Below are 25,129 nucleotides of genomic sequence, written 5' to 3'. Positions count from 1 at the left end.
CGCCTCGGGAGGCGGCCGCGTGGGTGTCAACGCGCGTGGGGTCCGCCGGTCAGGCGGGCCACCAGTTCCTTCGCGCGTGCAGCATGCGGCCGAGCTTAGGCGGGCCGGTCGAGTCCGCACCACCCCTGTCCCACATTTCCCCCGCCCGGGGGCCGGGGGTCAGGCGAAGGCCGAGCGCACAGCCCGGAGGGCCCAGCGCATCCGGCCGAGGGCGCAGTCCGGGTGCTCGCCGAACTCCTGGGCCACGACCTCGGCGCAACGGGCCTCGCCGAGACGGTCGACCGTGGCTGTCACGGCCTCCCGGATCAGTTCGGGTGTGGGGCTCTGCGAGCGCTGCAGGGTCGAGGCGAAAAGCGCCTCGGAGCGGATGGAGTCGAGGACCGTGTTCATCGGAAACCTCCTGCTGGGCTGTGCAAGTGGGGCCTGCCATCCAGGAGACCCGAGCGTGGATGCAGCTCTGCTGCGTGCCGGGTGCGCATCAGTTGCACAAACCTCGGCATTCGTGGAGCGGCCTCACAACCCGGACTAACCGGATATGGTCCCGATAAGTAGCGACTGCGCAGACAACCGAGGGAGAGTGCCGTGACGGTGGTCCTGGTCGCCGATGACGACGCCGACATCCGCGACCTCGTGGCGTTCAAGCTGGAGCAGGCCGGCTTCGAGGTGATCGCCGTCGAGGACGGGCAGACCGCGGTCGAACAGGCGCGCAGCCGGCAGCCGACGCTGGCGGTGCTCGACGTGTCCATGCCGGGCCTGTCCGGGATCGACGTGTGCCGGATGCTGCGGTCCGACCCGGCCACCGCCGGGATCCTGATCATCATGTTGACCGCGCGTGTGCAGGAGCAGGACGTCGAGGGCGGGTTCAGCGCGGGCGCCGACGACTACGTGACCAAACCCTTCAGCCCCCGCGAACTGGTCTCCCGCATCCAGGCCCTGCTGAGCCGGGCCCGGGCGTGAGGGCCGGCCGGCCGGGCGCGCGTCGGGACGATGCGACGTGAAGGGTCCGTCGGGCGGCTGCTGAGCCGGGCCTTCGCGGTTCTGGTGGTGCTCATCGTCGGCTCGGGGGCGGCGGAACTGGCCGCCGTGCTGATCGAGCGGCAGGTCGTGCAGCAGCTCACCGACGAGGTGCAACCGTTGCAGCTGGCCAACGCTGAGGTGCGCGCTGTGCTCACCGACGCCCAGCGCGGGCTGCGGGGCTATCTGCTGACCGGCGACGAGCGGATGCTCGACACGTACTACCTGGCCCGTAGCGACTACGCGGTGGCCGGGGACGAGCTGCGCCGGTTGAGCGGGGAGCGGCACGCCTCGTCGGCCGCCGTCCAGATCGCGCGGGCCGACGGGTGGTGGGCCAACGCCGAGGAGCAGCGTCTCGAACCGCCCCGGAGCGCCGCCGCGGCCCGCTACGCCGAGCGTGGCACCACGCTCTTCCAGGCCTTCGGCACGGTCAACGACGAGCTCCGGCTCACGCTCGAGGGTCGGTCGGCCGATCTGCGGGCGCAGGTCGGCACGCTGCAGGGGGTCGCGATCGCGGTCGTCTCGGTGCTCACCCTGGCCGCGGCGGCGGGCGCTGTGCTGACGGCTGTGCGCACCACGCGCCGCCTCACCCGGCCGCTCGGCGCGGTCGTCGAGACGCTGGGCCGCGTACGGGAAGGGGAACTCAACGCCCGGGCCGATCCCGCGGCCGGGCCGGCCGAGATCCGGGCCCTGGCCGAGGCGGTGAACGCGGCGGCCGGGCAGAGCGAGGCCATCCGCCGCCACGAGGAGGAGGTCACGGCGCGCCTGCAGGCCCTGGACACGGTCAAGACCGACTTCATGTCGACCGTGTCGCACGAACTGCGCACGCCGCTGACCAGCATTTCCGGCTATCTGGAGCTGCTGCGGGACAGCGGTCCCGACGATCTGAGCGATGCCCAGCGGCGGATGCTCGACGTCATCTCGCGCAACACGCGGCGCCTGCGCGACCTGGTCGAGGACATGCTGACGCTCTCGAAGATCGAGACGGGCGGCTACGGCAGCGACCGTACCCCGCTCGACTTCGCCAAGGTCATCGACCGGGCCCTGGTGGCGATCGGCCCGGTCGCGGCCAAGAACGCGGTGGTCCTGCATCTGGACGTGCGGGGGCCCCTTCCCGTACGAGGTGATGGCGCGCAACTCGACCGCGTGCTCGACAACCTGCTGACCAACGCCGTGAAGTTCACCCCGGCCGAGGGCACGGTGACGGTCCACGCCGAGCGCCGCGGGCATCAGGCGGTGCTGGAGGTGGCCGACACGGGCATGGGCATCCCGGCCGAGGAGCAGCAGGCGCTGTTCGGCCGGTTCTTCCGGGCCACCAACGCGATCAAGCAGGCGATTCCGGGCACGGGGCTGGGCCTGGCCATCGCCCGCACGATCATCGACAACCACGGCGGCACGATCGACGTCGCCTCGTCCGAGAACACGGGCACCACGATCACCGTCCGGCTCCCGGCCGACCTCGCCGCCCGCGAGACCCCGAGCGCCTACGAGGACGACGACGACCCGGAGTGCGAGGGCGAGGGCAACCCCGGCCACGCCTGGCACGCCGAACGCCTGGCCCACTCCGAGGCCGACTCCGAGGCCGCCCGCACCGACTGAACGCAGACTCGCAGACCCACAAAACGGATATATTTCTCGCATCGGCCTGCGCCCGCCTGCCGAGACGAAACGTGTCGTTCCGACAAGCAGAACGAGACGAGACGGATCGTCCCGCCACGGCGTGAGACGAGACGGTTCGTTTCGGCGGTGGCGTGAGACGGCACGGTTCGTTTCGGCGGTGGCGTGAGACGGCACGGTTCGTTTCGGCGGTGGTGCGAAGTGAGGCGGATCGTCTCGTGGGCGGGGCGGGGCGGGGCGGGGCGGGGCGGGGCTGGGCGAGGCGGGGCGAGGGCGCGGAGGGGGTGGGCGGTGTTCGCGGTTTTTGGCGTCGCCATCCTGGTTCTGCTGGGCGTTCTTGTCGGCACGGCGGCCGGCATCGTGGTTGTCCGGGTCGGGCGGCGGGTGCGGGCCAAGCGCCGGGCCTCGTTGGCGGCCGGGCCTCGCCGGGCGTTGCTGGCGTTCGTGGCCGAGAACGGTGAAGAGGGCAGCGAGGGCCTGATCGCCATCCCCGACGATGCTTGGCGGGCGGCGTTGCCGGCCGCGCTCGGGCTGCTGGGGAAGCTCCGTGGGGATGCCCATGCCGCGCTCGTCTCGGTGTTCCTGCATCGGGGGGCGGCTCGGGCCGCGCTGGGGGAGTTGCACGCGCGCAGTGCTGTGCGGCGGGCCCGGGCGGCTCAGTTGCTCGGTGACCTCGAGTTGCGGGAGGCCGTGCCCGGCCTGTGTGAGCTGCTCACCGACCGCGACCATGAGGTGCGGGTGGTGGCCGTGCGGGCGCTGGGGCGGATCGGGGAGCCCCGGGCGGCCTGGCGGATGATCGCCAGCCTCGACCTGCGCGACCCGGTGCCGTCGCTGCTGGCTACCCATGCGCTGGTGCAGATGGGGCGGGGTGCGGAGGTCACGTTGTCGGCCGCGCTCGATCATCCGCACGCGCGGGTGCGGGCGGTCTGCCTCGATGCGCTCGGCCTGCTCGGGGCGACCGGGGCGGTCGGGCGGATGGCGCGCGTGCTGGCCGAGGACGACGTGCTGGACGTCCGGGTCGCGGCCGCGACCAACCTGGGGCGGCTCGGCGCCCGGGGTGCGCTGCAGCCCCTGATCGATGTGCTCGATCCGCCGCATCCTGATCTGTTACGAGCCGCGGCGGCCCGGGCGCTGGGCGCGCTCGGCGCTCCGGCTGCGGTGCCGCCGCTGGCTGCGCACCTGGACGACGGCGAGTTCCAGATCGCCCACGAGGCCGCCCACAGCTTGCGCCGCCTCGGCCCGCCCGGCGTCGCCGCCCTGCGGGATCGCGACAACGACCACTGCCGCGAGGCCCTCGCACTGCTCCACCCGGACTTGGTGGGAGCGCAGTGACCCGCGCGCGGGTGGGTGCGCAGGGGCCCGCGCCTGGGCGGGGGCCCAGTGACCCCGCGCCGGTGGGTGCGCAGTGACCCCGCGGGTGGGGGGAGCGCAGTGATGCCGCGCTCCGGCGCGGGTGCCGTGACGCTGTGGTCGGGCGGACGGGCGGCCCGGCGGAGTGGGACCGCGGGCGGGCCGGTCGGGGTGGGATCGAGAGCGGAGCGTACTGGTGCGTGAGGTTGTGCTGGGCGTGCTGCGGGGCGCCGACTATGCCGTGTTCGGGTACTTCGTGGCGTTGAACAGCAGCTATCTGATCATGATCGTGCTGGCTTCGGTCGAGTTCGCCAAGCATCTGCGCCGGGCGCCGTTCGCGGGGGCCGACGATATGTTCCGTAGTCCGTTGACTCTGCCGGTGACGGTGATTGTGCCTGCGTACAACGAAGGGGCTGGGATTGTTCCGGCTGTGCAGGCCATGACGGCGTTGCGTTATCCACGGTTCGAGATCGTGGTGGTGGATGACGGGTCGACCGATGACACGTTCGAGAAGTTGCGGGCGCATTTTGATCTGGTCGAAGTGCCTCGGGTGGTGCCGGCTGAAGTGCCGTATCAGTCGCATGTTTTGTCTGTGCATGTGCCTCGGGGGGATCAGGGCGCGCTGACCGTCGTGCGTAAGACCAATGGCGGTAAGGCCGACGCCCTCAATGTGGGCATCAATTTGGCTCGGCACCCGCTGGTCTGCATGGTCGACGCCGATTCCGTGCTCGACCCGGATGCGCTGCTTTCGGTGGCCAAGCCGTTCGGTGACGATCCGCTGCGGGTGGCGGCTTGCGGCGGGGTCGTGCGGATCGCCAATGGCTGCAAGGTGGTCGCGGGGCGAGTGGTCGACGTCCGGATGCCTGGCAGTTGGCTCGTGCGGATCCAGGTCGTCGAGTACCTGCGCGCCTTTTTGATGAGCCGTACCGGGTGGTCGCGGCTGGGGGGCGTGGTCGTGATCAGCGGGGCGTTCGGGGTTTTCCGGCGGGACCTGCTCGTGCAGATCGGTGGCATGGCCCACGACACGATCGGGGAGGACGCCGAGCTGGTGGTCCGGCTGCATCACTACCTGCGCGACCGGGGGGACGACTACCGCGTGATCTTCGTGGCCGAGCCGGTCAGCTGGAGTGAGGCGCCGTCGAACTGGAAGGTGCTGGGGTATCAGCGGCGGCGGTGGCATCGGGGGATCGCCGAGATTCTCACCAAGCACCGCCACATGGTCTTCAATCCGCGGTACGGCCGGATCGGGCTGGTGGCCCTGCCGTACTACCTGATTTTCGAGCTGCTGGCGCCGTTCGTCGAGTTGGCCGCGCTCGTCCTGTTGCCGCTGGGGTTGTGGGCGGACGCGATCGACATCGGCTTCGCGTGGCGGTTCGCCCTGGTCGCGTACGGCTACGGCCTGCTCGTCAGTCTGGTCGCGCTCTTCATCGAGGAAGTGTCGTTCCATCGGTACCCGCGCTGGAGCGACATGCTGCGGGGCGTGGTGGCGGCCGTGTTCGAGAACTTCGGCTACCGCCAGCTGCTCGCGTTGTGGCAGGTGTGGGGGGCTTTCTCGGCCTGGCACGGTCGCCCGGCGGTCTGGGGAACGATGGACCGCACCGGCTTCGACACGCACGAGCCGACCGAGGTGGAGACCGTCGGCATCAAAGGCGGTTGATGTCTTGCACGGACAGTGTCGATGGCTTCGCCGAGAGTACGAGGGTTTGAGTCTTGGCGATGAAGGCGGCACTATGCTTCGGTGCGGCGATCCCGGAACCTCATCATTGCTGTGGCGGCGGCCGTGATTCTCGGCGGCGGCGGACTGATCGTTCTCGGTCTCACCGATGACGACGACGGCGTCCTGCCCGCGGCCATCGGCGGCAACGCGAAGCCGGCCGGGCCGAGTGCCGAGGAGCTGGCCAAGCGCGAGCGGGCCAAGCGGGCCAAGGCCCTCGACGCGGCGCTGAAGCAGGTCGCCGCCGAGACCCCCGACTTCTCGGTGGCCGTCCTCGACAAGAAGACCGGCCAGACGTACGCCTATCAGGGCGCCGAGACGTTCGACACGGCGAGCATCGTGAAGGCCCAGATCCTGGCCTGCGAGCTGCTCAAGGCGCAGGACGCCGACCGGGAGCCCACCGAGGGCGAGATGGCCCTGGCCACGCCGATGATCCGGGCCAGCGACAACAACGCGACGACCGAGCTGTTCCAGCACCTCGGGGGCAAGAGCGCGATCACCAAGTGCAACAAGCGCCTGGGCCTGAGCCAGACGACCGTCAACAAGGCCTGGGGCCTGACCAGGACGACGGCCAGCGACCAGGTGCGGCTGCTCTCGAAGCTGGTCGACACCAAGGGCCCGCTCGACGAGGAGTCCCGCAAGACCGCCTTCACGTTGATGAACACCGTCAACGACGACCAGAACTGGGGCGTGCCGGCGGTGGCCCAGCCGGGCGAGACGGCCACGGTGAAGAACGGCTGGGACACGCGCTCGGCCGACGGCGGCCTGTGGGCGGTCAACACCATCGGCCGGGTGACCTCGCCCGAGGGTGACGTGAACGTGTCGCTGGCCGTGCTGTCGCACAACAACCAGTCGATGGACACCGGCATCGCGCTCGTCGAGAAGGTGGCCAAGCTGACCCGCACGCACCTCAAATACTGACCTTAAGCACATGAATGATCGTTAAGGAATACTCGCCGGTAATTTACTGCGGCGGGCGCGGGATTTCATCGATCGACATGGATCAGTTCACCGGGTGACCGCACCCTGAGGGGCATGACCCGACGCCTCCTCGTCGTTCTGCTCCTCGCCGTCGCCGTTCTCTTCCCGGCCAACGCCGCGTACGCCGCGGACTCGAAGGCCACCGTCCTCGCCCGGTGGACGCAGCCGACCGCTGCCAGCACCGCGGCCTGGAACGACGCCCGCACCAACCGTCCACCGTGGGCCTCGTACAACTTCGACTGGTCCACCGACTACTGCTCGTCGAGCCCGGACAACCCGCTGGGCTTCACGTTCGACAACTCGTGCTGGCACCACGACTTCGGCTACCGCAACTACAAGGCGATCGGCGCCTTCGCGGCCAACAAGGCCCGCCTCGACAACACGTTCTACGCCGATCTGCAGCGGGTCTGCGCCACCTACGGAACCGTCTCGCGGGCGGCCTGCAACAGCCTGGCCTGGGTGTACTACCAGGCCGTGAAGAACTTCGGCTCGCTCGCCGCGGTGACGCAGGCCGACCTCGACCGGGCCGCCGCCCTCATGGAGAAATAGCCGGGTATTCACCGTCCCGTCACCGGCCGTCGGAACGTGGAAGCGGCCGGTGACGGCATCCTGCAACGATGCTCGGATTCCTGGCCGGTGGGGTCGCGATCGCCTGGGGTGTGCTGGTGGCCGCGCTCGACCAGGCCCCACCCAGCCCGCGTACGCGCAAGCTCTGCACCGCGCTGCTGGTCGCCCTCAGCGCCGTGGCCGTCGTCGGCGGAGTGACCTCCGTAGCCGGCGCCTGACCGCCGCTGACCGTTGCTGAGTTGGCGCAGTTTGCACCGGCCGGGCAGCATGGCGGGGTGCCGGATTCATCAGCGTTCGCTCATGCCCGTCAGCAAGCCCACGACCTCGTCGAGGCGGGCGACCCGGCCGGAGCCCGCGCGTTGCTCGAGACCGCCGTCGCGAACGGCCGGACGGCGCTGGCTGGGGGCGACCCCGAGCTGCTCGAGACGATGCGTCAGCTGGCCGGCCTGCACGCGGCGGCCGGCGATCCGCAAGGCGCACGCCGAGTGCTGGAAGAGGCTCCGGGACGCCTGAGCGACGGCGACCCGCTGGCCGTGATGCTCGCCTACGACCTGGCGGTGGTCGCCGAGGACCTGGCCAACCGCCACGTCGCCCGCACCAACTACGCCAAGGTGGCCGAGTTCGGCCCGGCGGCCTTCGGCGACGACCACTGGACGGTGGAGCGCGCCCGCACTTACCTGGCCACTGGCCCGGCCGGCAACGAGTCCGCGCCCTCGACCTCCGCGCCCCCGGTATCGCCGGCGCGCCTGATGTCGGGCCCACCGGCGTACGAACCGGTCACGCCCGCACCGGTCTTCGCGCCGACGCCACCCGCGCGCCCCCGCCGCGCTTGGCTGCCGGCTGCGCTCGGCGGTGTGGCCGGCGGCGCCATCGTGGCCGTCGTGGTCGCCGTCCTGCTGACCCGCCCCGACGCACCCGTCGAGACCACTGCCGCCGTACAGCCGATCGCCCCGACGTCGTCGGCCGCAGCCGTCACCACCCCGGCCTCGCAGGCGCCGCCGCCCACAACCTCGCCCGCGAAGGCCGAGCCCTCAACGGTCAGACCCACAACGGTCAAGCCCACGACGGTCGAACCGTCACCGCTCAAGCCCACCCCGGCGAAGCCCGCAGCCCGCACCCGGATCGTCGCCCCGAAAGCCGGCACCAGCGTCCCGTACCCCTTCGACACCCGCTTCACTGTCGCCCCGTCCGACGTGTCCGCCAAGGACACCGTCGTCGCGCTCCTGATCTGCGTGGCCGGCCGCTGCTACCTCGACGGCAAGCTCGACATCATCGGCGACGGCGCCGCCCCGTACACCATCTATCTGGGATCGACCCGCCCCGAGGGCGCCGGCGTGGCCTGCAAGCTGCGCCTAGACCGCCTCCCCGCCCGGACCTACACCACTCTGGTCGCCGCGCGCGACAAGGCGATCGCCGACGGTTCCTGGGGCGACAAGGGCACCCCGATGAGCGCCCTCAACCCCACCCCGCTCAGCACCCTGACGGTCACCAAGGCCCCCTGACCGGCAGTGGACATGGCGCGATGTGGACAGGGCCGCTTCACCGGGCCGTAAGCGAACGTCCACAGGCTTCGAGCAACTCGTTCCGCTGCGTTCAGGAGTCGCGTTGCTCGTTCAGTCAATCGTGGCCGTCACGTCGGCCGCCTCGGTGGCGGCGCCGCGCCTTGCCCAAGAGCGTTTCCGGCGTACGCCCCCTGGCCAGCATCGGCGGCGCCGCCCTCACGGTCGCGCGGTCGCGGGAGTTCTGGTCCACCCTGGCCCGCGGCACTTCGATGCGCCAGGCTGCCGGCATCAAACGCATCTGGCTCGATGGCAAGGTGCGGGCCGCCCTGGCCGACAGCGCCGCGCAGATCGGCGCGCCCAAGGTCTGGGCCGGCGGCGACACCGGCACCGGCACCGGCGTGGACGTGGCCGTCCTCGACACGGGCGTCGACCCCGCGCACCCCGACCTGGCGGGCCGGATCGAGGAGGCGACCAGCTTCGTCCCGGGTGAGGAGGTCACCGATCGGCACGGGCACGGCACCCACGTGGCCTCGACCATCGCCGGTTCCGGCGCGGCCTCGGGCGGCGCCGAGAAGGGCGTGGCCCCCGGCGCCGGCCTGCACATCGGCAAGGTGCTCAACGACCTCGGCGAGGGCCAGGACTCCTGGATCATCGGCGGCATGGAGCGGGCCGCCCGCACGGCCAAGGCCAAGGTCATCAACATGAGCCTGGGCGGCGGGCCGACCGACGGCACCGACCCGCTCAGCGCCGCCGTCGACCGGCTCAGCGCGGAGACCGGCGCACTGTTCATCGCGGCCGGCAACAGCGGTCCCGACGTCGAGGCGGTCGGCGCTCCGGGCGCGGCCACCTCGGCCCTGACCGTGGGCGCGGTCGACGGCCTGCTGGACGCGCCCAAGTCGGCCCGGTTCGTCAGCGTGCGGGCCACCGGCAGCGACGTCGCCCGGAAGGGAGCGATCACCCAGACCGTGATCCGCGCCTTCGGCGTCCGCTGAGCGGTTCCCCCGTCCACTCGGACTGGATTGTTATAGTAGAATGCAAACATGTTGTTCCGGGTGGACGTGGCCGCGGCCGAACCGCTGGCCGACCAGATCGCCGCGCAGGTGCGCGGGGGCATCCTGCGCGGCGAACTGACCCCGGGCGACCGCCTGCCGGCCGCCCGGGAACTGGCCGACGTGCTCGACGTCAACCTGCACACCGTGCTGCGGGCCTACGCCAAGGTCCGCGACGAGGATCTGATCGAGCTGCGGCGCGGCCGGGGCGCGGTCGTCCGCGGCGACGCCGACGCGGCCCGCCTGCGGCTGGTCGAGCTGGCCCGCCAGTTCGTCGGCGAGGCGCGGCGGCAGGGCCTGGGCGACGCGGAGATGCTCGCGATAGTGAGGGAGGCACGGCCGTGAACCGACCGAGGACCCTGGCCGCCATCGTCCTGATCTGGCTGCCCGTGGTGATCACCGCGGTGACCTGGTCCGACCGGCTGCCCGACCGGATGGCGACCCACTGGAGCGGCAGCGGCCCGGCCGACGGTTTCAGCTCGTCCCGCGGCTTCTGGCTGGCCATGCTGATCGTCGGCGTGGTGGCCGGTCTGGCCGGCATCGCGGCTGCCCTGCGGGCGGGCGGCGCCTCCGGCCTGCGCTACCTGCTCGGCACGGCCGGCGCTCTGGCCGGCAGCTTCGCCGGCCTCTGGGTGTCCACCGCGACCGCGACCCTGGACAACCCGGCCGACCCGCGGCTGGGCTGGCGCCTGCTGTACTTCGTGGCCGGCCTGGCCTGGGGCGCGGTGGTCGCCCTGGCGGCCGGGCCGTCGCCGGTCGCGGCGCAGCCCCCGGCCGAGGCCGTGACCCCGCTCGACCTGGGCCCGACCGAGCGCGCCGCCTGGAGCACCACGCTGCGCGCCCCGCTGCTCCTGGCCGTGCTGGGCGCGTCCGCGGTGCTGGTCGCCGTGGTCGCCTATCTCGGCCGGGCCCCGATCTGGCCGGTGCTGGCCGTCCCGCTGGTGGCCGGCCTGGTCCTCGGCCGCATCCGCGTCACTGCCGACCGCCGCGGCCTGCGCCTGATCGCCGGCCTGGTCAGGATTCCGCTCAAGACCATCCCCTTGACCGAGATCGCCGGGCTCGAGATCGCGCGGATCGAGCCCCTGGAATGGGGCGGCTGGGGCTACCGCGTCACACCCGGCCGATCCGCCCTGGTGCTGCGCCGCGGCCCCGGCCTCGTTGTTCACCAGACCAACGGCCGCCGCTTCGCGATCACATTGGACGACCCCCGGACCCCGGCCGCCCTGCTGACTGCCCTCCAAGCCCGCGCTCAGGGCTGATCAGAGCGGCATCGGGTCGACGTCGCAGTTGCCTCGTTCGCCGGCCAGGGCGGCCACGATCGCCGGGTGCTCGGGGCCGAGCACCCGCTCCGAGCGCCCCAGCGTGTCGGTGTCGAGGGCCAGCGCCGCCGCGTAGTCGCCGGCCAGGTTGGTGGCGCAGGTCAGCGTGAGCACGTGGTCCGGGCCGAGCCGTTCGCGCAGCCCCTCGTAGGCCGCGCGGTCGTGCTCGCGGTGCGCCGCCGCACGGTGTCCATGTCTTGCTCGAGCGCGGTGCGGAAGTCGCCGGCCGCGCGCAGGCTGACCGCGAGGGCGTGAGCCGTGGCCAGGGTGTGCGGGTAGTCGGGCCCGAAGACCCGGCGCGAGATCTCGAAGGCCTCGATGGCCAGCGTCACCGCGCCGTCGAAGTTGCCGGCGGCCCGGCGGCCCGGCGGTCGTCCGAGGCCAGCATCATCGCGTCCAGCGTCTCCTCGTCGTCGTGGCCGACGGACGCCTGGAGCTTGTTGAGGCAGTCGGCGTTGATGGCCGCGCCCACCGCGAGGTTGCCGAGTTGCCGCTCGACGAACGCCAGCCACCGCGCCGCCTTGAGGATCTGCGGGTCCTCGGGGGTCAGCATGGTGTTCCAGTGCTCGACCACCTGGACCGCGTACTCCCGGCAGCCGCGCTGATCGCCCCAGTAGAAGAAGAAGGCGATGATGTCGATGGCCAGCCGGCGGGCCCACTCGTCCTCGCAGTCGCTCGCGGTAGTCGGTGCGGGCGAGACCGTAACGCCGATCTGCCGCAGGGCCCGGTTCAGCCGGCTGGGGTTCTGCAGGGTCGCGCCCATCTCCGGCGAGATGTTGACCTTGGGGGGAGTGAGGAAGAGCTCGAGCGAGATCGGCTCCGGGGCCATGAACAAGCACGCCTGCAGCAGCTGGAGGGCAACCGGGTTCTCCAGACCGAGCCGCTCCAGCGCCACCGTCCAGGCCGCGGCCACCGCTACCTCGTAGTCCTCCCGGTGGGCCAGTTCTCGCTTTTCGGGTGCGCGCCTCGGGAACCCGGGTATCATGCACCGCGCGACACGGTGGGGGGAAAGCACCGCCACGCGTCCAATTCTCTCGTCGTACACCGGCGGCTCGAGGGCCAGTTGGCTCGGCTCCGGTGCCAGTGATCGTCCGTTCGTCCCTCGCGCTGTCCGGGCAGGGGGTTTACCCTGTGGCGCGGGCAGCACCGCGATCTTTCTCATCCGCAGCGGTGACGAGCCGATGGGATCGATGTGGAGAGGACTCGTGGCATGGCGGCGGCGATGGTTCCGCCGTTCCGTCTGACCCGCACCCTCGTAGTCGCGGCTGTCGTCCTCGTGCTGGCCTCTCTGTGGTTCGCGGGTGGGCTGCTGCGGCAGACGCCGACCCTGCTGGGCTGGTTGCCGCTGCTCGTCAGCGTGCCGCTGGCCGCCTGGGCTTCGTGGCGGGCGTCCTCCGAGGGCCGCAGCTACTGGCGGTACGCGTCGGCCGGCATCGTGCTGATCGGGTTGGGCGCCGCCTCCAACGCCTACGACTACCTGACCGGCGCCCAGCAGGGGCAGCACATCTCCGGCATCACCGCGGCCGTCTACGTGACCGGGCTGGCCGTCTTCCTGCTGGGACTGCTGCGCATCCCCGGGGCCCGGCGGACGGGCATCGAGTGGACCCGGTTCGGGCTCGACATCGCCACCGTGCTGGTCACCGTGCTGACGTTCGCGTGGCATCTGGCCTACCCGCGCTGGGAGCAGTGGCTGGGCGGGGGCTTCGCCGACTCGGCCTCGGTGCTGATCGTGCTCGCGGCCGGGGTCATCTGCATCTTCGCCTTCGTGAAAGTGGCCTTCACCGGCACCGGGCCGATCGACCGGCGGGCCCTGCACCTGCTGGCCCTGACCGGGGCGATCGGGGCCGGCGGCGGGTCCCTGGCCCCGCTGCTGGCCGACAAGCCGTACCTGAACACCGCGCACGTGCTGCTGCCGGCCTGCTGCCTGTGCCTCTGCCTGGCCGCCGACCGGCAGACCCGCGCGACCCGGATCGGCCACCCGCTGCCGCGCCCGCCCATGCGGCGGCTCAGCCACATGCCGTACGTGGCCGTGCTGGCCACCGGGGCGCTGCTGCTCTCGAGCGCCGTCGAGCACTCGGCCGACCTGCTCGCGATCGCGATCGGCTCGGTCACCGTCTCGCTGCTCGTCGCCACCCGCCAGCTGGTCGCCCTGCGCGACAACAGCCGGCTGCTCGACGACCTGGACGCCCGCCAGCGGGAACTGGTGCACCAGGCCGGCCACGACGCGCTGACCGGGCTGGCCAACCGCACCGTGCTGACCCGCGAGATCACCGCCGCGCTGGCCGACGACCCGGCCGACGTCAGCGTCGCCCTGATCGACCTGGACGACTTCAAGGCGATCAACGACGACCTCGGGCACGCGGTCGGCGACGAGCTGCTGACCGCCGTGGCCGCCACGATCGAGAACGAGCTGCCGGCCGGGGGCGTGCCGGCCCGGCTCGGCGGCGACGAGTACGCGCTGCTGCTGCGGGGCGACGCCGCCGGGATCCTGGCCGCGATCGCCGCCCGGCTGCGGCGCCCGGTGCGCGCGGGCGGCCACGAGCTGGTCGTCGAGGCGAGCATCGGGCTGGCCCCGGCCCGTGACGGCGACACCGCCGACGAGCTGCTGCGCCGGGCCGACGTCGCCATGTACGAGGCCAAGGGCCAGGGCAAGGGCCGCCAGGTCACGTACGCGACGGCGATGGACCAGCGCACCGCCGAGCAGTCGCGGCTGGCCGCCGACCTACGGATCGCCCTCGACACCGACCAGCTCACCCTGCTCTACCAGCCGATCGTGACCATGCCGGGCGGCGCCCTGTTCGGGGTCGAGGCGCTGCTGCGCTGGCATCACCCGGAGCGCGGCCCGATCGGCCCCGACGTGTTCATCCCGGCCGCCGAGCGCACCGGCCTGATCGTGCCGCTCGGGGCCTGGGTCCTCGAGCAGGCCTGCCGGCAGGCGGTGACCTGGCGGGCCGAGCTGGGCCCGGCCGCGCCGGCCACGGTGTCGGTGAACGTGTCGGCCCGCCAGCTGCGCGAGGCCCGCTTCGCCGAGGATGTGGCGGCGGTGCTGGGCCGCACCGGCCTGCCGCCCGAGGTGCTGACCGTGGAGGTCACCGAGACCGCGGTCTTCGACGGCGGCACCGCGCTGACCGAACTGCGGGCGATCGCCGCCCTCGGGGTCAAGATCGCCCTGGACGACTTCGGCACCGGCCACTCGTCGCTCAGCCTGCTGCGCTCGTGCCCGGCCGACGTGCTGAAGGTCGACAAGTCGTTCGTCGACGACATCACCGACGGCGGCCCGCAGGCGGTCGTGGTGGCCGCGCTGATCGGCATCTGCGAGGGCCTGGGCCTGCGCGCCGTGGCCGAGGGCGTCGAGACCGCGGAACAGGCGGCCGAACTGCAGCGGCTCGGTTACCGGTACGCCCAGGGCTTCCACTACGGCCGCCCGATGCCCGCCGGCGAGATCGCGGACTACCGCCCGGCCGCGGACAAGCGACAGGTCGCCGCTTGACCGATCCACTTGAGACGGGAACGAGCGAAACTTCGGTCTGGCGAATAAAAAGATCTCGATGCCTTGACTAAAGCTTCCGTTCTCCGAGGATAGTGCGATGGGCCTCTTCCACCGAGTTGTCCTCGCGGTCAGCGCTGTCGTTGTCGTCGTGTTCGCTGTGCCGTCGCCGGCGGCGGCGCACGGCACGCTGGGCATGTCGGTCCCGGCCGGCGGGGCGACGGTGAGCGCGCCGCTCGACAGCGTCGAGTTGTTCTTCACCGAGAAGGTGCCGGACAACGCGTTCTTCACCGTCACCGCGCCCGACGGCGGGCGGGTCGACAACGGGTGGGAGCACGCCGGCCCGCGGCCGCTGGACAAACCGGTCACCGAGTACTTCATGGAGGGTGGCAAGTTCGAGCCGCGGCAGTACACGACCGGGTTCCCGGCCCGGGTGCGCATCGCCCACCTGCCGGTGACGGGGGAGTACAAGGTCGGCTATCAGTCGCGGGCGTCGGACGGCGACAACGTGCACGGCACCGTGACTTTCAAGTACACCGGTCCCGCGACGCCGGCCCCGGCCGGGTGGACGCCGCCGACCGACCAGGCCGACCCGGCGCTGCTCGGCGGGGCCGTCGCGGCCGGCACTGCGCCATCGGCCGCGGCCCCGGTCGCGGCACCGGAGGACGGCGGCACCAACTGGCTGGGCTGGCTGGGCGGGATCGCCGCGTCCGCCCTGGTGGTGGTCGGCCTGATCTTCTGGCGGCGACGCCCGGCGGGGAGCGCCCCGGTGAAGAGCAGCGCGAAGAAGGCGGGTGCGACCAAGGCGGGCGCGACGACAGCCGGCTCGATTCCCGTCGTGCCGATCGCCGTCGGCGCCGTCGTGGTGGCGTTGATCGGCGGCTACGGGCTGGGCCGGGCCACCGCCGCCCCGCCCGAGTCCGCCGCCGCGCCGGCCCCGGTCGCGCCGATGTCGCAAACTATGGCGGGCCACCAGCACGGCGGTGGCGACGGCGGAGCGGCCACGGTCGAGGCGGCCGGCACCACGGTCAGCTCGGGCGGGTACACCCTGCAACCCGTACGCCGATCCCAGCCCGCCGGCCGCGCCGTCGACTACGCCTTCCGCATCGTCGGCGCCGACCGGCAACCGGCCACCCGCTTCGCCGTCGTGCACGACAAGCCGCTGCACCTGGTCGTGGCCGGCCGAGACCTGGCCGGCTTCCAGCACCTGCACCCCACGATGTCGGCCGACGGCCTGTGGTCGGTGCCGCTGGCCCTGCCCCGGGCGGGCGCCTACCGCATCTTCGCCGACTTCAGCGTGGCCACCGCCGAGGGCGCCACCACCCCGCTGGTGCTGGGCGTCGACCATCACGTCCCCGGCGCCGCGACCGGCACCGCCCTGCCCGCCGCCGCGACCCGGGCCCCGGCCGGCCCGTTCGCGGTGACGATGGAGGGCACGCCGCAGGCCGGCACGACCGTCCCGATCTCGTTCCGGGTCACCCGCTCCGGCGCTCCCGGTCCGGCCACGCTCGAACGTTATCTGGGCGCCTACGGCCACCTGGTCGTGCTGCGCGAGGGCGACCTGGGCTACGTCCACGTGCATCCCGACCCCGAGCTGGCCGACGGCGCGATCCGCTTCAACGTCTCGGTTCCCGGCGCCGGCCGCTACCGCGCGTTCCTCGAGTTCCAAGTCGCCGGCAAGGTCGAGCGGGCCGAGTTCACGCTGGATCTGACCTGACGGCAGCGACCAGCCGGGGGTCAGCCAGCAGGGTGACGTGGTTGGCGGCAACGCGCTCGGTGGTCAGCCGCGGGAGCAGCCCCTGGGCGCGCTGCAGCGCCGCGTCGCTGAGAAACGCCGCCGCCCCGTCGTGGGCGCCATGACTGGCCGCCAGCAGGTGCACCGGCACGGTGCTCTCGCGTAGTGCCGGCAGCGTCGCCGGCCCGGCCAGGCTGTCCACCGCGTCGGCGACCAGCCGCTTCGGGTCGAGCCGGGCCCGCCCGTTGCCGTCGAGCAGATAGGCGGCCCACTCGCGCACCACCGGCCGCAGCTCGGGCCGGGCCCGCACGGCCTTGCCCTCGACGGCCTCGACGTACGCCTCGGCGCTGCGCCACCGCCGCCGCAACAGCAACCCCTGCAGGGTGAAGATGCCGCGCACCACCGGCCGCCGCAACAGAGGCGACGGATCCGGTGGCACGCCCCCGTCGGCCAGGACCACCCTGCGCACCCGTTCTCCGAGCCGGGCCGCGACCAGCGGCGCCAGAAACGCCCCCATCGAATGCCCGACCAGCGTGATGTCCCCGAGCCCGAGATCCTCCGCGACCGCCACCACGGCCGCCGCGTGCCCGGCCAGCCCGGTCCCCGTGGACGCGTGCCGCGAGCCGCCCCGCCCGGCCAGGTCGGGCGCCACCACCCGGATGCCGGGTAACGCCCCGGCCAGCTCCGACCACACCTGCGACGTGCTCGTGAGCCCGTGCAGGGCCAGCACCGTCGGCATGGCGCCCGGATGCCACTCGGCACAGCTCAGCCCGGCCACCACCCGCCGCGTGACCCCTGGTGTCATGCGGTGATCATCGCATCACCTGGAGTGACTTCGCTCGGTTGCGGCCACCGCGGACCGGGTTCGGAGCCGAGCCGGGCCGCGGTGGCCTGGTCCGGTCAGTTGGCTCGGTCGACCGCGGCGGTGGCCAGGTCGGTGAGCGCGGTCCGGACGAAGTCGGGCACCGGGGCCGACTCCAGTGCGGTCAGGGCGGCGTCGGCCCGTACGCGAATCATCTGTTCGATCTGGGTCAGGGCCCCCGTCTCGACGATGATGGCGCGCAGCTGCTCGGCCCCCTCCGCGTCCAGGTCGGGGTTGCCGAACAGGGTGGCCAGCCGCGCCCCCTGCTCGCGCGAGGCGGCGTCGCGGGCCAGCGCCATCATCACCGTCGGCTTGCCCTCGCGCAGGTCGTCCAGCGTGGACTTTCCGGTGACCGTGGGGTCGCCGAACACGCCCAGAACGTCGTCGCGCAGCTGGAACGCGTCGCCCAGCGGGTCGCCGAAGTCGGTGAACGAGTTGTACAGCGCCTGCGGCGCCCCGGCCAGCCAGGCCCCGATCTGCAACGGCCGGGTCACCGTGTAGCGGGCCGCCTTCATCCGGATCACCGTCAGCGCGCTCGCCACCGAGCCGTCGCCCACGCCCGACACCAGGTCCAGGTACTGCCCGGCGATCACCTCGGTCCGCATCAGGGCGAACGCCGCGTACCCCTGGTGGATCTGTTTCGGCGGCAGCCCGCACTCGTGGAACATCTGCTCGGCCCAGGCCGCGCACAGGTCGCCGCAGAGCAGCGCGGTGTTGCGACCGAAGGCCAGCGAGTCGCCGCGCCACGAGCGGCGGTGGTGCAGCGTGGCGAAGAAGCGGTGCATCGAGGGCTGGCCCCGGCGCCGGTCGCTGCCGTCGATGATGTCGTCGTGGATGAGCGCGAACGCGTGGAACAGCTCGAGCGCGGCCGCCGCGTTGATGACCTCGTCGCAGTCCTCGCCGCCCCCGCCACGCCAGCCCCAGTAGCAGAACGTCGGCCGCAGCCGCTTGCCGCCGGCCAGCACGAACCGGCGCAGGCTGTCCAGGGCGCCGCGGGGAGCGCCGTCGGGCCAGGCCGGGTCCTGCCGGTCGATGAACGACGCGAGCGCGGTGTCGAAGCGCTGCCGCAGGTCGGCCGCGGCCGGCGGGCGGGTCGCCTCGAGTGTCATGACAACCCCGCCAGACCGAGCAGCAGCGCCTTGACCTCGGTGGCCTCGATTCTTTCCCGTACGGCGGAAGGATCGGAACACAGCAGCACCGGAGCGTCCGCCGCGTCGTCGGGCAACCGGCCGTGCGAGCCGCGGATGGCCTTGGCCCCCGCGTCGAGCCCGACCGGGTTCATCACGTACCGCAGCCCCAGCTTCTTGCGGGCCACGGCCTTGATCGCCCGGCGTTTGGCCGCCGCCGGGTCGGCCGGGTCGAACAGCAGCTCCGCGGGGTCGTACCCGGGCTTGCGATGGATCTCGACCGCGCGCGCGAAGTCGGGCGCCCGCGCGTCGTCGAGCCAGTAGTAGTAGGTGAACCAGGCATCGGGGTCGGAGACCAGCACCAGCTCGCCGGCCCGGTCGTGATTGAGCCCGTACTCGGTCTTGCCGGTCTCGTCGAGCACCTCGGCCACGCCCGGCAGCGCCTCGCACAGCTTGGTCACCGCGGGCAGGTCGGCCGGGTCGCGCACGTAGACGTGGGCCACCTGGTGGTCGGCCACGGCGAAGGCCCGCGAGGTCCACGGGTCGAGGTATTCCATCCCGTCCTGCGTGTAGACCTCGAGCAGGCCCTCGGACCGCAGCATCCGGTTGATGTCGACCGGTTTGCTGACGTCCGTGATCCCGTACTCGGAAAGGGCCACCACCGTCGTGCCGGGCAGGTCCAGCAGGGGTGCGAGCACCTCGTCCAACGCGGTCGCGGCGGCCGACGCCTGCGGGGACGACGGCCCGAACCGCTGCAGGTCGTAGTCGAGGTGCGGGATGTAGACGAGCGTGAGGTCGGGCTTCTTGGTGGTGTGCAGCTGCCGGGCCGCGTTCACGATCCACTGCGACGACGGCATGCCCGCGGCCGGCCCCCAATAGGTGAACAGCGGGAACGGCGGCAGCTCGTCGTGCAGTTCGGGCGGGTACGTGTAGCAGTCCGGCTCCTTGCGCCCGTCCGCGTAATAGATCGGCCGCGGCGTGATGGTCCAGTCGACCTGCGCCCCCATCGCGTACCACCAGCAGACGTTGGCCACCGTGTAGCCGGGCCGGGCCTTGCGGGCCGCGTCCCAGATCTTCTCCCCGCCCACCAGCGCGTTGTGCTGCCGCCAGAGAAAGACCTCGCCCAGCTCCCGGAAGTACCACCCGTTGCCGACGATCCCGTGCTCCGACGGCAGCTCACCGGTGAGGAAAGTGGACTGCGCGGAGCAGGTGACGGCCGGCAGCACCGTCCCCAGCTGGGCTTGGAAACCCCGCCCGGCCAGGGCCCGCAGGCGCGGCATGTGTTCGAGAAGCCGGGGGGTCAGCCCCACTACATCAAGCACGAGGAGTTGGGTCATCGCGCGCTCACCTCCGTGGTCAAAAGGTCCCGGGCAAAGGCCAGCTCGGCCGCGATCCCGTGCACCAGCCCCGCCGTGTCGGTCGGCCGCTGGGACACCGGCAACACCCCCCAGGTGTACGTCTCGACGTCGTAGTGCTCGCAGTCCGTGCGCGCGAGCAACTCCCGCAAGGCGAGCCGCAGCACCGGAACCGTCGAGCTCAGCGGCGGCTCGGGCAGGGCGTGCAGCGGTACGTGGTAGTGGATGCGCCACGGCCCGGGCAGCTGCTCGCCCAGAGCCGCGTCCAGGTCGTCGGTCGCCCCGCCGAGCGAGGAGCGCGTCTGATGAAGGAAACGCGGTTCCACGTACGCCTGCAGGACCTCAGCCGCAGCGGCCGGGTCATCGGCCTGCAGGGCGGCCGACACCTGCACCTTCACCACGGGCACGCCCGCCGCGGCGAGCCGGTCGAGCGCCTGGGCCGGCTGCTCCCACGCGCAGGCCAGGTGGGCCAGGTCGAGGCAGACGCCCAGCCACCGGGTGTCCACGCCGCCCAGCAGGTCGGCGGCCTGCGTGGTGTTCTCGACGATGCAGCCCGGCTCCGGCTCGAACCCGACCTTGATCGTCCGCCCGGTCTCCCCGGCCAGCTTCTCGAGCCCGAGGGCGAGCTCGTCGAGGTGCCGCCGGGCCTGGTCGGCCCGCTCCGGGTCCCAGGGCGTGCGCCAGGCCAGCGGCAGCGTCGAGATCGACCCGTACGCGGCCGGCTCCGGCATCAGATCGCCGAGCACCCGGGCCAGGTCGAGCGTGTAGTCGAGCCGGTCCCGCGAGGTCCAGTCCGGGTAGTAGACGGCGTGCTTGACCACCGGCGCCTGGAACGCCTCGTACGGGAAACCGTTGAGCGTGACCACTTCCAGCCCGCGCGCGTCGAGTTCGGCCCGCAACCGCCGGCGCAGCGCAGGATCGTCGGCCAGGGCCGCCGCGGCCGGCGCGGCCAGCCACAACCCCAGCCCGAGAACGTCGGCCCCCAGCCGTTGCCGGATCGGACCGGCGTACGTGTCGAGCTGCTCTATGACCCCGGCCAGGTCCTCGGCCGGATGCACATTGGTGCAGTAGCTCAGGTGCATCAGCTGCCCCCGCGCAGGATCGAGTTGCCGGCGAACGTGGCCTCGGTCTCCGCGATGTCGGACAGGTCGAGCCGCCCCGACTGCCCGTAGAACTCGACCGGGTTGCGCCACAGCACCCGGTCCACGTCGTCCTTGTCGAACCCGCCGGCCAGCATGGCCTCGGCCGTCCGCACGGTGAGCAGCGGATCCGACTTGCCCCAGTCGGCGGCCGAGTTGACCAGCACCCGCTCGACCCCGTACTCCCGCAGGATCGCCACCATCCGGTCCGGCGACATCTTCGTGTCCGGATAGATGGAGAACCCGGCCCACAGCCCCGCTTCGAGCGCGGCGGCCACGGTCACCTCGTTCAGGTGGTCGAGCAGCACCCGCCCCGGGGCGATGCCCGACTCCTTCACGACGTCGATGCTGCGCTGGGTGCCGCGCGCCTTGTCCCGGTGCGGGGTGTGCACCAGCGCAGGCAGGTCGTGGTCGAGGGCCAGGGCCAGCTGGGCCGCGAACACCTCGTCCTCGGCCGGGGTCATCGAGTCGTACCCGATCTCGCCCACCGCCACCACGCCGTCCTTGGCCAGGTAGCGCGGCAGCAGGTCGAGTACCGGACGGCAGCGCGGGTCGTTGGCCTCCTTCGGGTTCAGCGCGATCGTGGCGTGGTGCCGGATGCCGTACTGCGAGGCCCGGAACGGCTCCCAGCCGATGATCGCGTCGAAGTAGTCGGTGAACGAGCCCGGGTTGGTCCGCGGCTGACCGAGCCAGAACGCCGGCTCGACCACGGCCCGCACCCCGGCCTCGGCCATCCGCTGGTAGTCGTCGGTGGTGCGCGACGTCATGTGGATGTGCGGATCGAAGATGCGCATCAGACCTCCTGGAGCCGTTCGAGCAGAGCGGTCGCATCGGGCGGCATGTCGCGGCCCGCGGCGGAACGTTCATGGGCGAAGGCGCGCAACATCGCGCCCAGTTCGGCGTCGGCGCGCTCGTGCAGCCGGTGCACACTGCTCAGCGGCACGCCCATGAAGACGCACTTGAGCACGGCCTGGCGCCACGCCTGGAGACTCAGCCGATCCGCGTACGGGCCCAGGGCCGCCGCCACCAGCCGGGTGTCGTTGGTGCGCAGCGCGTCCTCGAGCAACGGCACAGCATCGTCACCGATCGGCAGCAACGGCAGCGCCTTCAGCACGGCCAGTTTCTCGGCCGTGTCCCCGTACCGGTAGATCTCATGAATCTCGGCCGGCGGCACCGCAGCGAGCAGAAGCGCCCGCGCGGCCTCGTCCGTCGTCCAGCCCTCGGTGAGCGGCTCCCGCCCGTAACGGCGGCCCGCCGCCGGGAACAGCGCCGGCACATCGGCCGGCTTGAAATCGTCGATCGTCAGAAAGGTCCGTAGCTCGTCCAACGTGGTCATGATCGGTCTCCTGCCTCTTTGGCGGCGTTGCGCAGGAAGTCCAGGGACTGCGCGGCGATCGTCGGCGCCGCATGGGAATGCCGGGGCAACTCGACGGACACGAGCCCCCGATAATTGGCCGACAGCGCCGCGAGAACGGGTGGGAAGTCGATCTCGCCGGTCCCGAACTCGAGATGCTCGTGCACCCCGCGTCGCATGTCGTCGATCTGCACGTTGACGAGGTGATCGGCCACCGCCGTCACACAGTCCGCCACCGGCAGATCCTCGAGGCAGCGGCAGTGTCCGATGTCGAGGGTGATGCCGAAGTTCTTCGGTTGGCCGAGGTCCGCGTGCAGGCGGCGCCAGTCCGCGATGTCGTTGACGAGCATGCCCGGCTCCGGCTCGAAACCCAGCGTCACGCGATGCTTCTGCGCGAACTCGACGATCTGCCCGGTGCCGTCGACCAGACGGTCCCAGTGCTCCGGCGACCCGATGCCCGCCCAGAACGAGACGGCCTCGGCTCCCAGCTCGGCCCCCACGCGGACGGCCCGGCGCAGGTATTCGAGACGCTTCTCCGGGTGGTCGTCCATGAGCGTGGGGGAGTGCTTACGCCAAGGATCGAGCAGATACCGGGCGCCGGTCTCGATGACGACAGCGAGGTTCCTCCTGCCGAGCTCAGCCGCCACCTCAGCCGTGCGGTGGGCCAGGCCGCTCTCGAAAGGATCGAGATGGTTGGTGTCCAGTGTGAGGGCAACCCCGTCGTAACCGAGGTCGGCGATGACGGCCAAGGCCTCGGGCAACCGGTGATTGCCGAACCCGTTGGTCCCGTATCCGAATCTCATGTCGGCGACACCTTTCGAGCCAGGCGGCGGGCCAGGGGCGCCATCAGGGCCAGACCGATCCCGTACGCGGGGGAGCCGGCCTTTGCCGTCAGTGCTCCCTGCAGCGATGGCAGCTCGGTGATGCCGGCGCCGACGGCCGCGCGGATCGGGGCGGCGGTGGGGTCGGCGGCCGCGCGGAGTTGGGCTCGGCCGTATCCGTTGAGGTACCAGGCTGCGAGCGCTGTGGTCGCGATGGTGCCCGCAGCCGGCATAACACGCGTGGACCGGCTTCGGGCGTTGTCCACATCGTCGCCCTGTCCACAGGCCACAGCATTCGAAGCCCGAAGCCGCCCGCTCGCTTGCGAAAATGGACGAGGGGGCTCCCCCTTGGGAGGGTGGGCTCGGTGGTGGGTTCGCGCATGATCGAAACGAGACTTCGCCGCGGCTGCCGCAGCGGCCACCCCCACCGTGCCGGCCAGCGTGCTCAACGGCAGCGCGGGCGTCGCCCCCGACACTTCGTGCCGTGACAACGCTGTCACCGTGTACGTATGGGCAGCAACGGTGAGCGCCGCCGGCACCGCCCTACGCACATCACCGCCGCTGGCGCCGAGCAGCACATCCAACCCACGGCACAGAGCCATCATCGGCGGCCCAGCAGCGGTGTTCTTGGCCCACAAGTCGTAGATCCACACCGCCCCCGCCAGCGGCACTGCGACCGCCGCAGCCCGTCTGCCGCCGGCCAGCGCGGCCAACCCGACCCCGGCCGCGGTCAGCCCGGCCGCGGCCAGCAACGCCTGCCCCGCCCCGATCCGCCCGGACGGGATGGGCCGTTCCGGCCGTTCGTGCGCGTCGAGTTCGCGGTCGGCCCAGTCGTTGGCGGCCATGCCACCCCAGTACAGGCAGACCGACGCGGCGGCCAGCCCCGGCGTCGACCGGCGCAGCCCGCCTGACGCGGCCGCCCCCGCCACCGTGTCCCCGGGCACCGACAGCGCGGCCGGTGCCCGTACGAGTTCGGCCAGGTCACGCAGGCGCATGGAGCCCCCGCACGAACGCGGCCAGCGTCGCCCACTGCTCGGCCAGCGCGTGCGGCACCTCGCCGATCGGGTCCTTGAAGAAGAACGCCAGCTCGGTCAGCGCCCCGCCCCGCCCGGCCGCGTGGGCGGCCGCCGTGATCCGGGCCAGGTCGAGGATCAGCGGCGCGGCCAGGGCCGAGTCGCAGCCGTGCCACGAGAACTCCATCCGCATCTGGGTGCCCAGGAAGCCGCTGAACGTGATCAGGTCCCACGCGGTCTTGAAGTCGCCGATGTCGTCCACGTACTCGATGTGGCTGGTGCCCTGGGGCTGGTAGCCGAGGGTTTCGGCCAGCACCCGCTGCTTGCTGGTGGCCTTGGCCGCGTTGGCGGCGGGGTCGGCCAGGTTGGCGCCGTCGCCGCCGCCCAGCAGGTTGGTGCCGCTCCACGTGCGTACGCGCAGATGGCGCATCGCGAACATGGGGGCCAGCACCGATTTGACCAGCGTCTCGCCGGTCTTGCCGTCGTGACCGGCGTAGGGCAGGCCCTCCCGCTCGGCCAGCTCGCGCAGGGCCGGCAGCCTCGCCCCGGTGGACGGCGTGAAGTCCACGAAGGCGCAGCCGGCATTGAAGGCGGCGTACGCGTAGAGCGAGCTCGGCGGCAGCGGCGAGCCCTGAGCCAGTGCCTCCTCGAGTGCCGCGAGCGACGAATGAGCCGCTCCCGACTCGAAGATGGGCTCGGTCGACGAGACGTTGACGACGACGACCTGGGACAGGCCACGCCGCCGCCGGAAGTCGTCGATGTCCTGGGCAACCAGCCGGGCCACCTCGGCCTGCGTCGAGGCCGTCGGCACGGGCCGCAGCTCGCGCTGCAGCCCGTCCAGCTGGTCGGCCACGGCCGCCGCCAGGCGTGCGGGCAGCACGCCTGCGGCGACCAGGTCTTCCACCTTCTTCTCGAGGGTGATGTCACTGATGTCGTGCCCGCCGAAGACCAGCTCGGCCAGACCCGGGAGGGCCGGGCCGGCCAGCTCCGGCAGTTCGGTGACGCAACCGAGCGGCTCGGCGAGCCCGGCGCGTAGTGCGGTGGCCCCGACCATGCTGGTCACGGCCACAGATCCTCGTGCTCCGATCAACCACACGCCAGTCGTCATCCGAACCTCTTTCCT

At 72.0% G+C, this 25,129-nt stretch carries 26 protein-coding genes; 13 read left to right on the top strand and 13 right to left on the bottom strand.

Annotated features, from left to right (window positions below; genetic code table 11):
* Nucleotides 1–159: 159 nt before the first annotated feature.
* Complete coding sequence (locus tag M1L60_RS30830; protein ID WP_253241050.1) at nt 160–390, bottom strand: hypothetical protein; 231 nt, start codon at nt 388–390, stop codon at nt 160–162.
* A gap of 192 nt (nt 391–582) precedes the next feature.
* On the opposite strand from M1L60_RS30830, the gene M1L60_RS30825 reads away from it, so the two are divergent.
* From M1L60_RS30825 to M1L60_RS30775, 11 genes are all read left to right on the top strand, one after another.
* The gene (locus M1L60_RS30825; protein ID WP_253241049.1) at nt 583–957 is read left to right on the top strand and encodes a response regulator transcription factor; all 375 of its coding nucleotides are present in this window, start codon (nt 583–585) and stop codon (nt 955–957) included.
* A 30-nt stretch (nt 958–987) separates the two neighbouring features.
* On the top strand, nt 988–2,613 hold the full coding sequence (locus tag M1L60_RS30820) for an ATP-binding protein (protein ID WP_253241048.1): 1,626 nt from the start codon (nt 988–990) through the stop codon (nt 2,611–2,613).
* Between the two features lie 309 nt (nt 2,614–2,922).
* Entirely contained in the window at nt 2,923–3,963 is a 1,041-nt protein-coding gene (locus M1L60_RS30815) for a HEAT repeat domain-containing protein (RefSeq protein ID WP_253241047.1), read from the top strand.
* A 226-nt stretch (nt 3,964–4,189) separates the two neighbouring features.
* Complete coding sequence (locus tag M1L60_RS30810) at nt 4,190–5,638, top strand: glycosyltransferase family 2 protein (RefSeq protein WP_253241046.1); 1,449 nt, start codon at nt 4,190–4,192, stop codon at nt 5,636–5,638.
* Between the two features lie 81 nt (nt 5,639–5,719).
* On the top strand, nt 5,720–6,616 hold the full coding sequence (locus tag M1L60_RS30805) for a serine hydrolase (protein ID WP_253241045.1): 897 nt from the start codon (nt 5,720–5,722) through the stop codon (nt 6,614–6,616).
* Nucleotides 6,617–6,730: 114 nt separating this feature from the next.
* Nucleotides 6,731–7,225, top strand: coding sequence for a phospholipase (locus M1L60_RS30800; protein ID WP_253241044.1), 495 nt, complete (start codon nt 6,731–6,733; stop codon nt 7,223–7,225).
* A 68-nt stretch (nt 7,226–7,293) separates the two neighbouring features.
* On the top strand, nt 7,294–7,461 hold the full coding sequence (locus tag M1L60_RS30795) for a hypothetical protein (protein WP_253241043.1): 168 nt from the start codon (nt 7,294–7,296) through the stop codon (nt 7,459–7,461).
* A 57-nt stretch (nt 7,462–7,518) separates the two neighbouring features.
* A complete protein-coding gene (locus tag M1L60_RS30790) occupies nt 7,519–8,745 on the top strand; it encodes a hypothetical protein (RefSeq protein WP_253241042.1) in 1,227 nt (408 codons plus the stop codon).
* Nucleotides 8,746–8,906: 161 nt separating this feature from the next.
* A complete protein-coding gene (locus tag M1L60_RS30785; RefSeq protein ID WP_438862167.1) occupies nt 8,907–9,737 on the top strand; it encodes a S8 family serine peptidase in 831 nt (276 codons plus the stop codon).
* Between the two features lie 48 nt (nt 9,738–9,785).
* A complete protein-coding gene (locus tag M1L60_RS30780) occupies nt 9,786–10,139 on the top strand; it encodes a GntR family transcriptional regulator (protein WP_253241041.1) in 354 nt (117 codons plus the stop codon).
* Nucleotides 10,136–11,053 carry a DUF1648 domain-containing protein gene (locus tag M1L60_RS30775; RefSeq protein ID WP_253241040.1) on the top strand — a complete coding sequence of 306 codons (918 nt, stop codon included), beginning with the start codon at nt 10,136–10,138 and terminating at the stop codon, nt 11,051–11,053. The genes M1L60_RS30780 and M1L60_RS30775 overlap by 4 nt, the downstream gene beginning before the upstream one ends.
* Here M1L60_RS30775 and M1L60_RS30770 read toward each other — a convergent pair whose 3' ends face one another.
* Genes M1L60_RS30770 through M1L60_RS30760 form a run of 3 tightly spaced genes read right to left on the bottom strand, consistent with a single transcriptional unit; the run spans nt 11,054 to nt 12,026 of the window.
* A complete protein-coding gene (locus M1L60_RS30770; RefSeq protein ID WP_253241039.1) occupies nt 11,054–11,227 on the bottom strand; it encodes a tetratricopeptide repeat protein in 174 nt (57 codons plus the stop codon).
* On the bottom strand, nt 11,215–11,445 hold the full coding sequence (locus M1L60_RS30765; RefSeq protein WP_253241038.1) for a tetratricopeptide repeat protein: 231 nt from the start codon (nt 11,443–11,445) through the stop codon (nt 11,215–11,217). Before M1L60_RS30765 ends, M1L60_RS30770 begins: the two co-directional genes overlap by 13 nt.
* A complete protein-coding gene (locus M1L60_RS30760) occupies nt 11,442–12,026 on the bottom strand; it encodes a tetratricopeptide repeat-containing protein (protein ID WP_253241037.1) in 585 nt (194 codons plus the stop codon). Before M1L60_RS30760 ends, M1L60_RS30765 begins: the two co-directional genes overlap by 4 nt.
* 297 nt (nt 12,027–12,323) lie before the next feature.
* On the opposite strand from M1L60_RS30760, the gene M1L60_RS30755 reads away from it, so the two are divergent.
* Both M1L60_RS30755 and M1L60_RS30750 read left to right on the top strand, forming a co-directional pair.
* Nucleotides 12,324–14,603 carry a putative bifunctional diguanylate cyclase/phosphodiesterase gene (locus M1L60_RS30755; RefSeq protein WP_253241036.1) on the top strand — a complete coding sequence of 760 codons (2,280 nt, stop codon included), beginning with the start codon at nt 12,324–12,326 and terminating at the stop codon, nt 14,601–14,603.
* A gap of 97 nt (nt 14,604–14,700) precedes the next feature.
* Nucleotides 14,701–16,317: a copper resistance CopC family protein gene (locus tag M1L60_RS30750; protein WP_253241035.1), complete on the top strand. Its 1,617-nt coding sequence runs from the start codon at nt 14,701–14,703 to the stop codon at nt 16,315–16,317.
* On the opposite strand, the gene M1L60_RS30745 is transcribed toward M1L60_RS30750, so the two are convergent.
* The 9 genes from M1L60_RS30745 to M1L60_RS30705 all read right to left on the bottom strand — a co-directional run bounded on the left by M1L60_RS30745 (nt 16,298) and on the right by M1L60_RS30705 (nt 25,114).
* Nucleotides 16,298–17,140 carry an alpha/beta fold hydrolase gene (locus M1L60_RS30745; protein WP_253241034.1) on the bottom strand — a complete coding sequence of 281 codons (843 nt, stop codon included), beginning with the start codon at nt 17,138–17,140 and terminating at the stop codon, nt 16,298–16,300. The two genes, M1L60_RS30750 and M1L60_RS30745, sit on opposite strands and share 20 nt — an antisense overlap.
* Nucleotides 17,141–17,235: 95 nt before the next feature.
* Nucleotides 17,236–18,306, bottom strand: a complete 1,071-nt coding sequence (locus M1L60_RS30740) for a polyprenyl synthetase family protein (protein WP_253241033.1) — start codon at nt 18,304–18,306, stop codon at nt 17,236–17,238.
* Complete coding sequence (locus tag M1L60_RS30735; protein ID WP_253241032.1) at nt 18,303–19,661, bottom strand: alkaline phosphatase family protein; 1,359 nt, start codon at nt 19,659–19,661, stop codon at nt 18,303–18,305. The genes M1L60_RS30740 and M1L60_RS30735 overlap by 4 nt, the downstream gene beginning before the upstream one ends.
* Nucleotides 19,658–20,761, bottom strand: a complete 1,104-nt coding sequence (eboE, locus tag M1L60_RS30730) for a metabolite traffic protein EboE (RefSeq protein WP_253241031.1) — start codon at nt 20,759–20,761, stop codon at nt 19,658–19,660. The genes M1L60_RS30735 and eboE overlap by 4 nt, the downstream gene beginning before the upstream one ends.
* Nucleotides 20,761–21,612, bottom strand: coding sequence for a TatD family hydrolase (locus M1L60_RS30725; RefSeq protein WP_253241030.1), 852 nt, complete (start codon nt 21,610–21,612; stop codon nt 20,761–20,763). Before M1L60_RS30725 ends, eboE begins: the two co-directional genes overlap by 1 nt.
* A complete protein-coding gene (locus M1L60_RS30720; protein ID WP_253241029.1) occupies nt 21,612–22,154 on the bottom strand; it encodes an EboA domain-containing protein in 543 nt (180 codons plus the stop codon). The genes M1L60_RS30725 and M1L60_RS30720 overlap by 1 nt, the downstream gene beginning before the upstream one ends.
* Nucleotides 22,151–22,975: a sugar phosphate isomerase/epimerase family protein gene (locus M1L60_RS30715; RefSeq protein WP_253241028.1), complete on the bottom strand. Its 825-nt coding sequence runs from the start codon at nt 22,973–22,975 to the stop codon at nt 22,151–22,153. The genes M1L60_RS30720 and M1L60_RS30715 overlap by 4 nt, the downstream gene beginning before the upstream one ends.
* A complete protein-coding gene (locus tag M1L60_RS30710; RefSeq protein ID WP_253241027.1) occupies nt 22,972–23,988 on the bottom strand; it encodes an SCO3242 family prenyltransferase in 1,017 nt (338 codons plus the stop codon). The genes M1L60_RS30715 and M1L60_RS30710 overlap by 4 nt, the downstream gene beginning before the upstream one ends.
* Nucleotides 23,975–25,114, bottom strand: a complete 1,140-nt coding sequence (locus tag M1L60_RS30705; RefSeq protein WP_253241026.1) for an inositol-3-phosphate synthase — start codon at nt 25,112–25,114, stop codon at nt 23,975–23,977. The genes M1L60_RS30710 and M1L60_RS30705 overlap by 14 nt, the downstream gene beginning before the upstream one ends.
* Nucleotides 25,115–25,129: the final 15 nt, after the last annotated feature.

This window comes from Paractinoplanes aksuensis, from assembly GCF_024137025.1.
Lineage (GTDB): Bacteria > Actinomycetota > Actinomycetes > Mycobacteriales > Micromonosporaceae > Actinoplanes > Actinoplanes aksuensis.
This window is presented reverse-complemented; position numbering and strand designations above follow the sequence as displayed.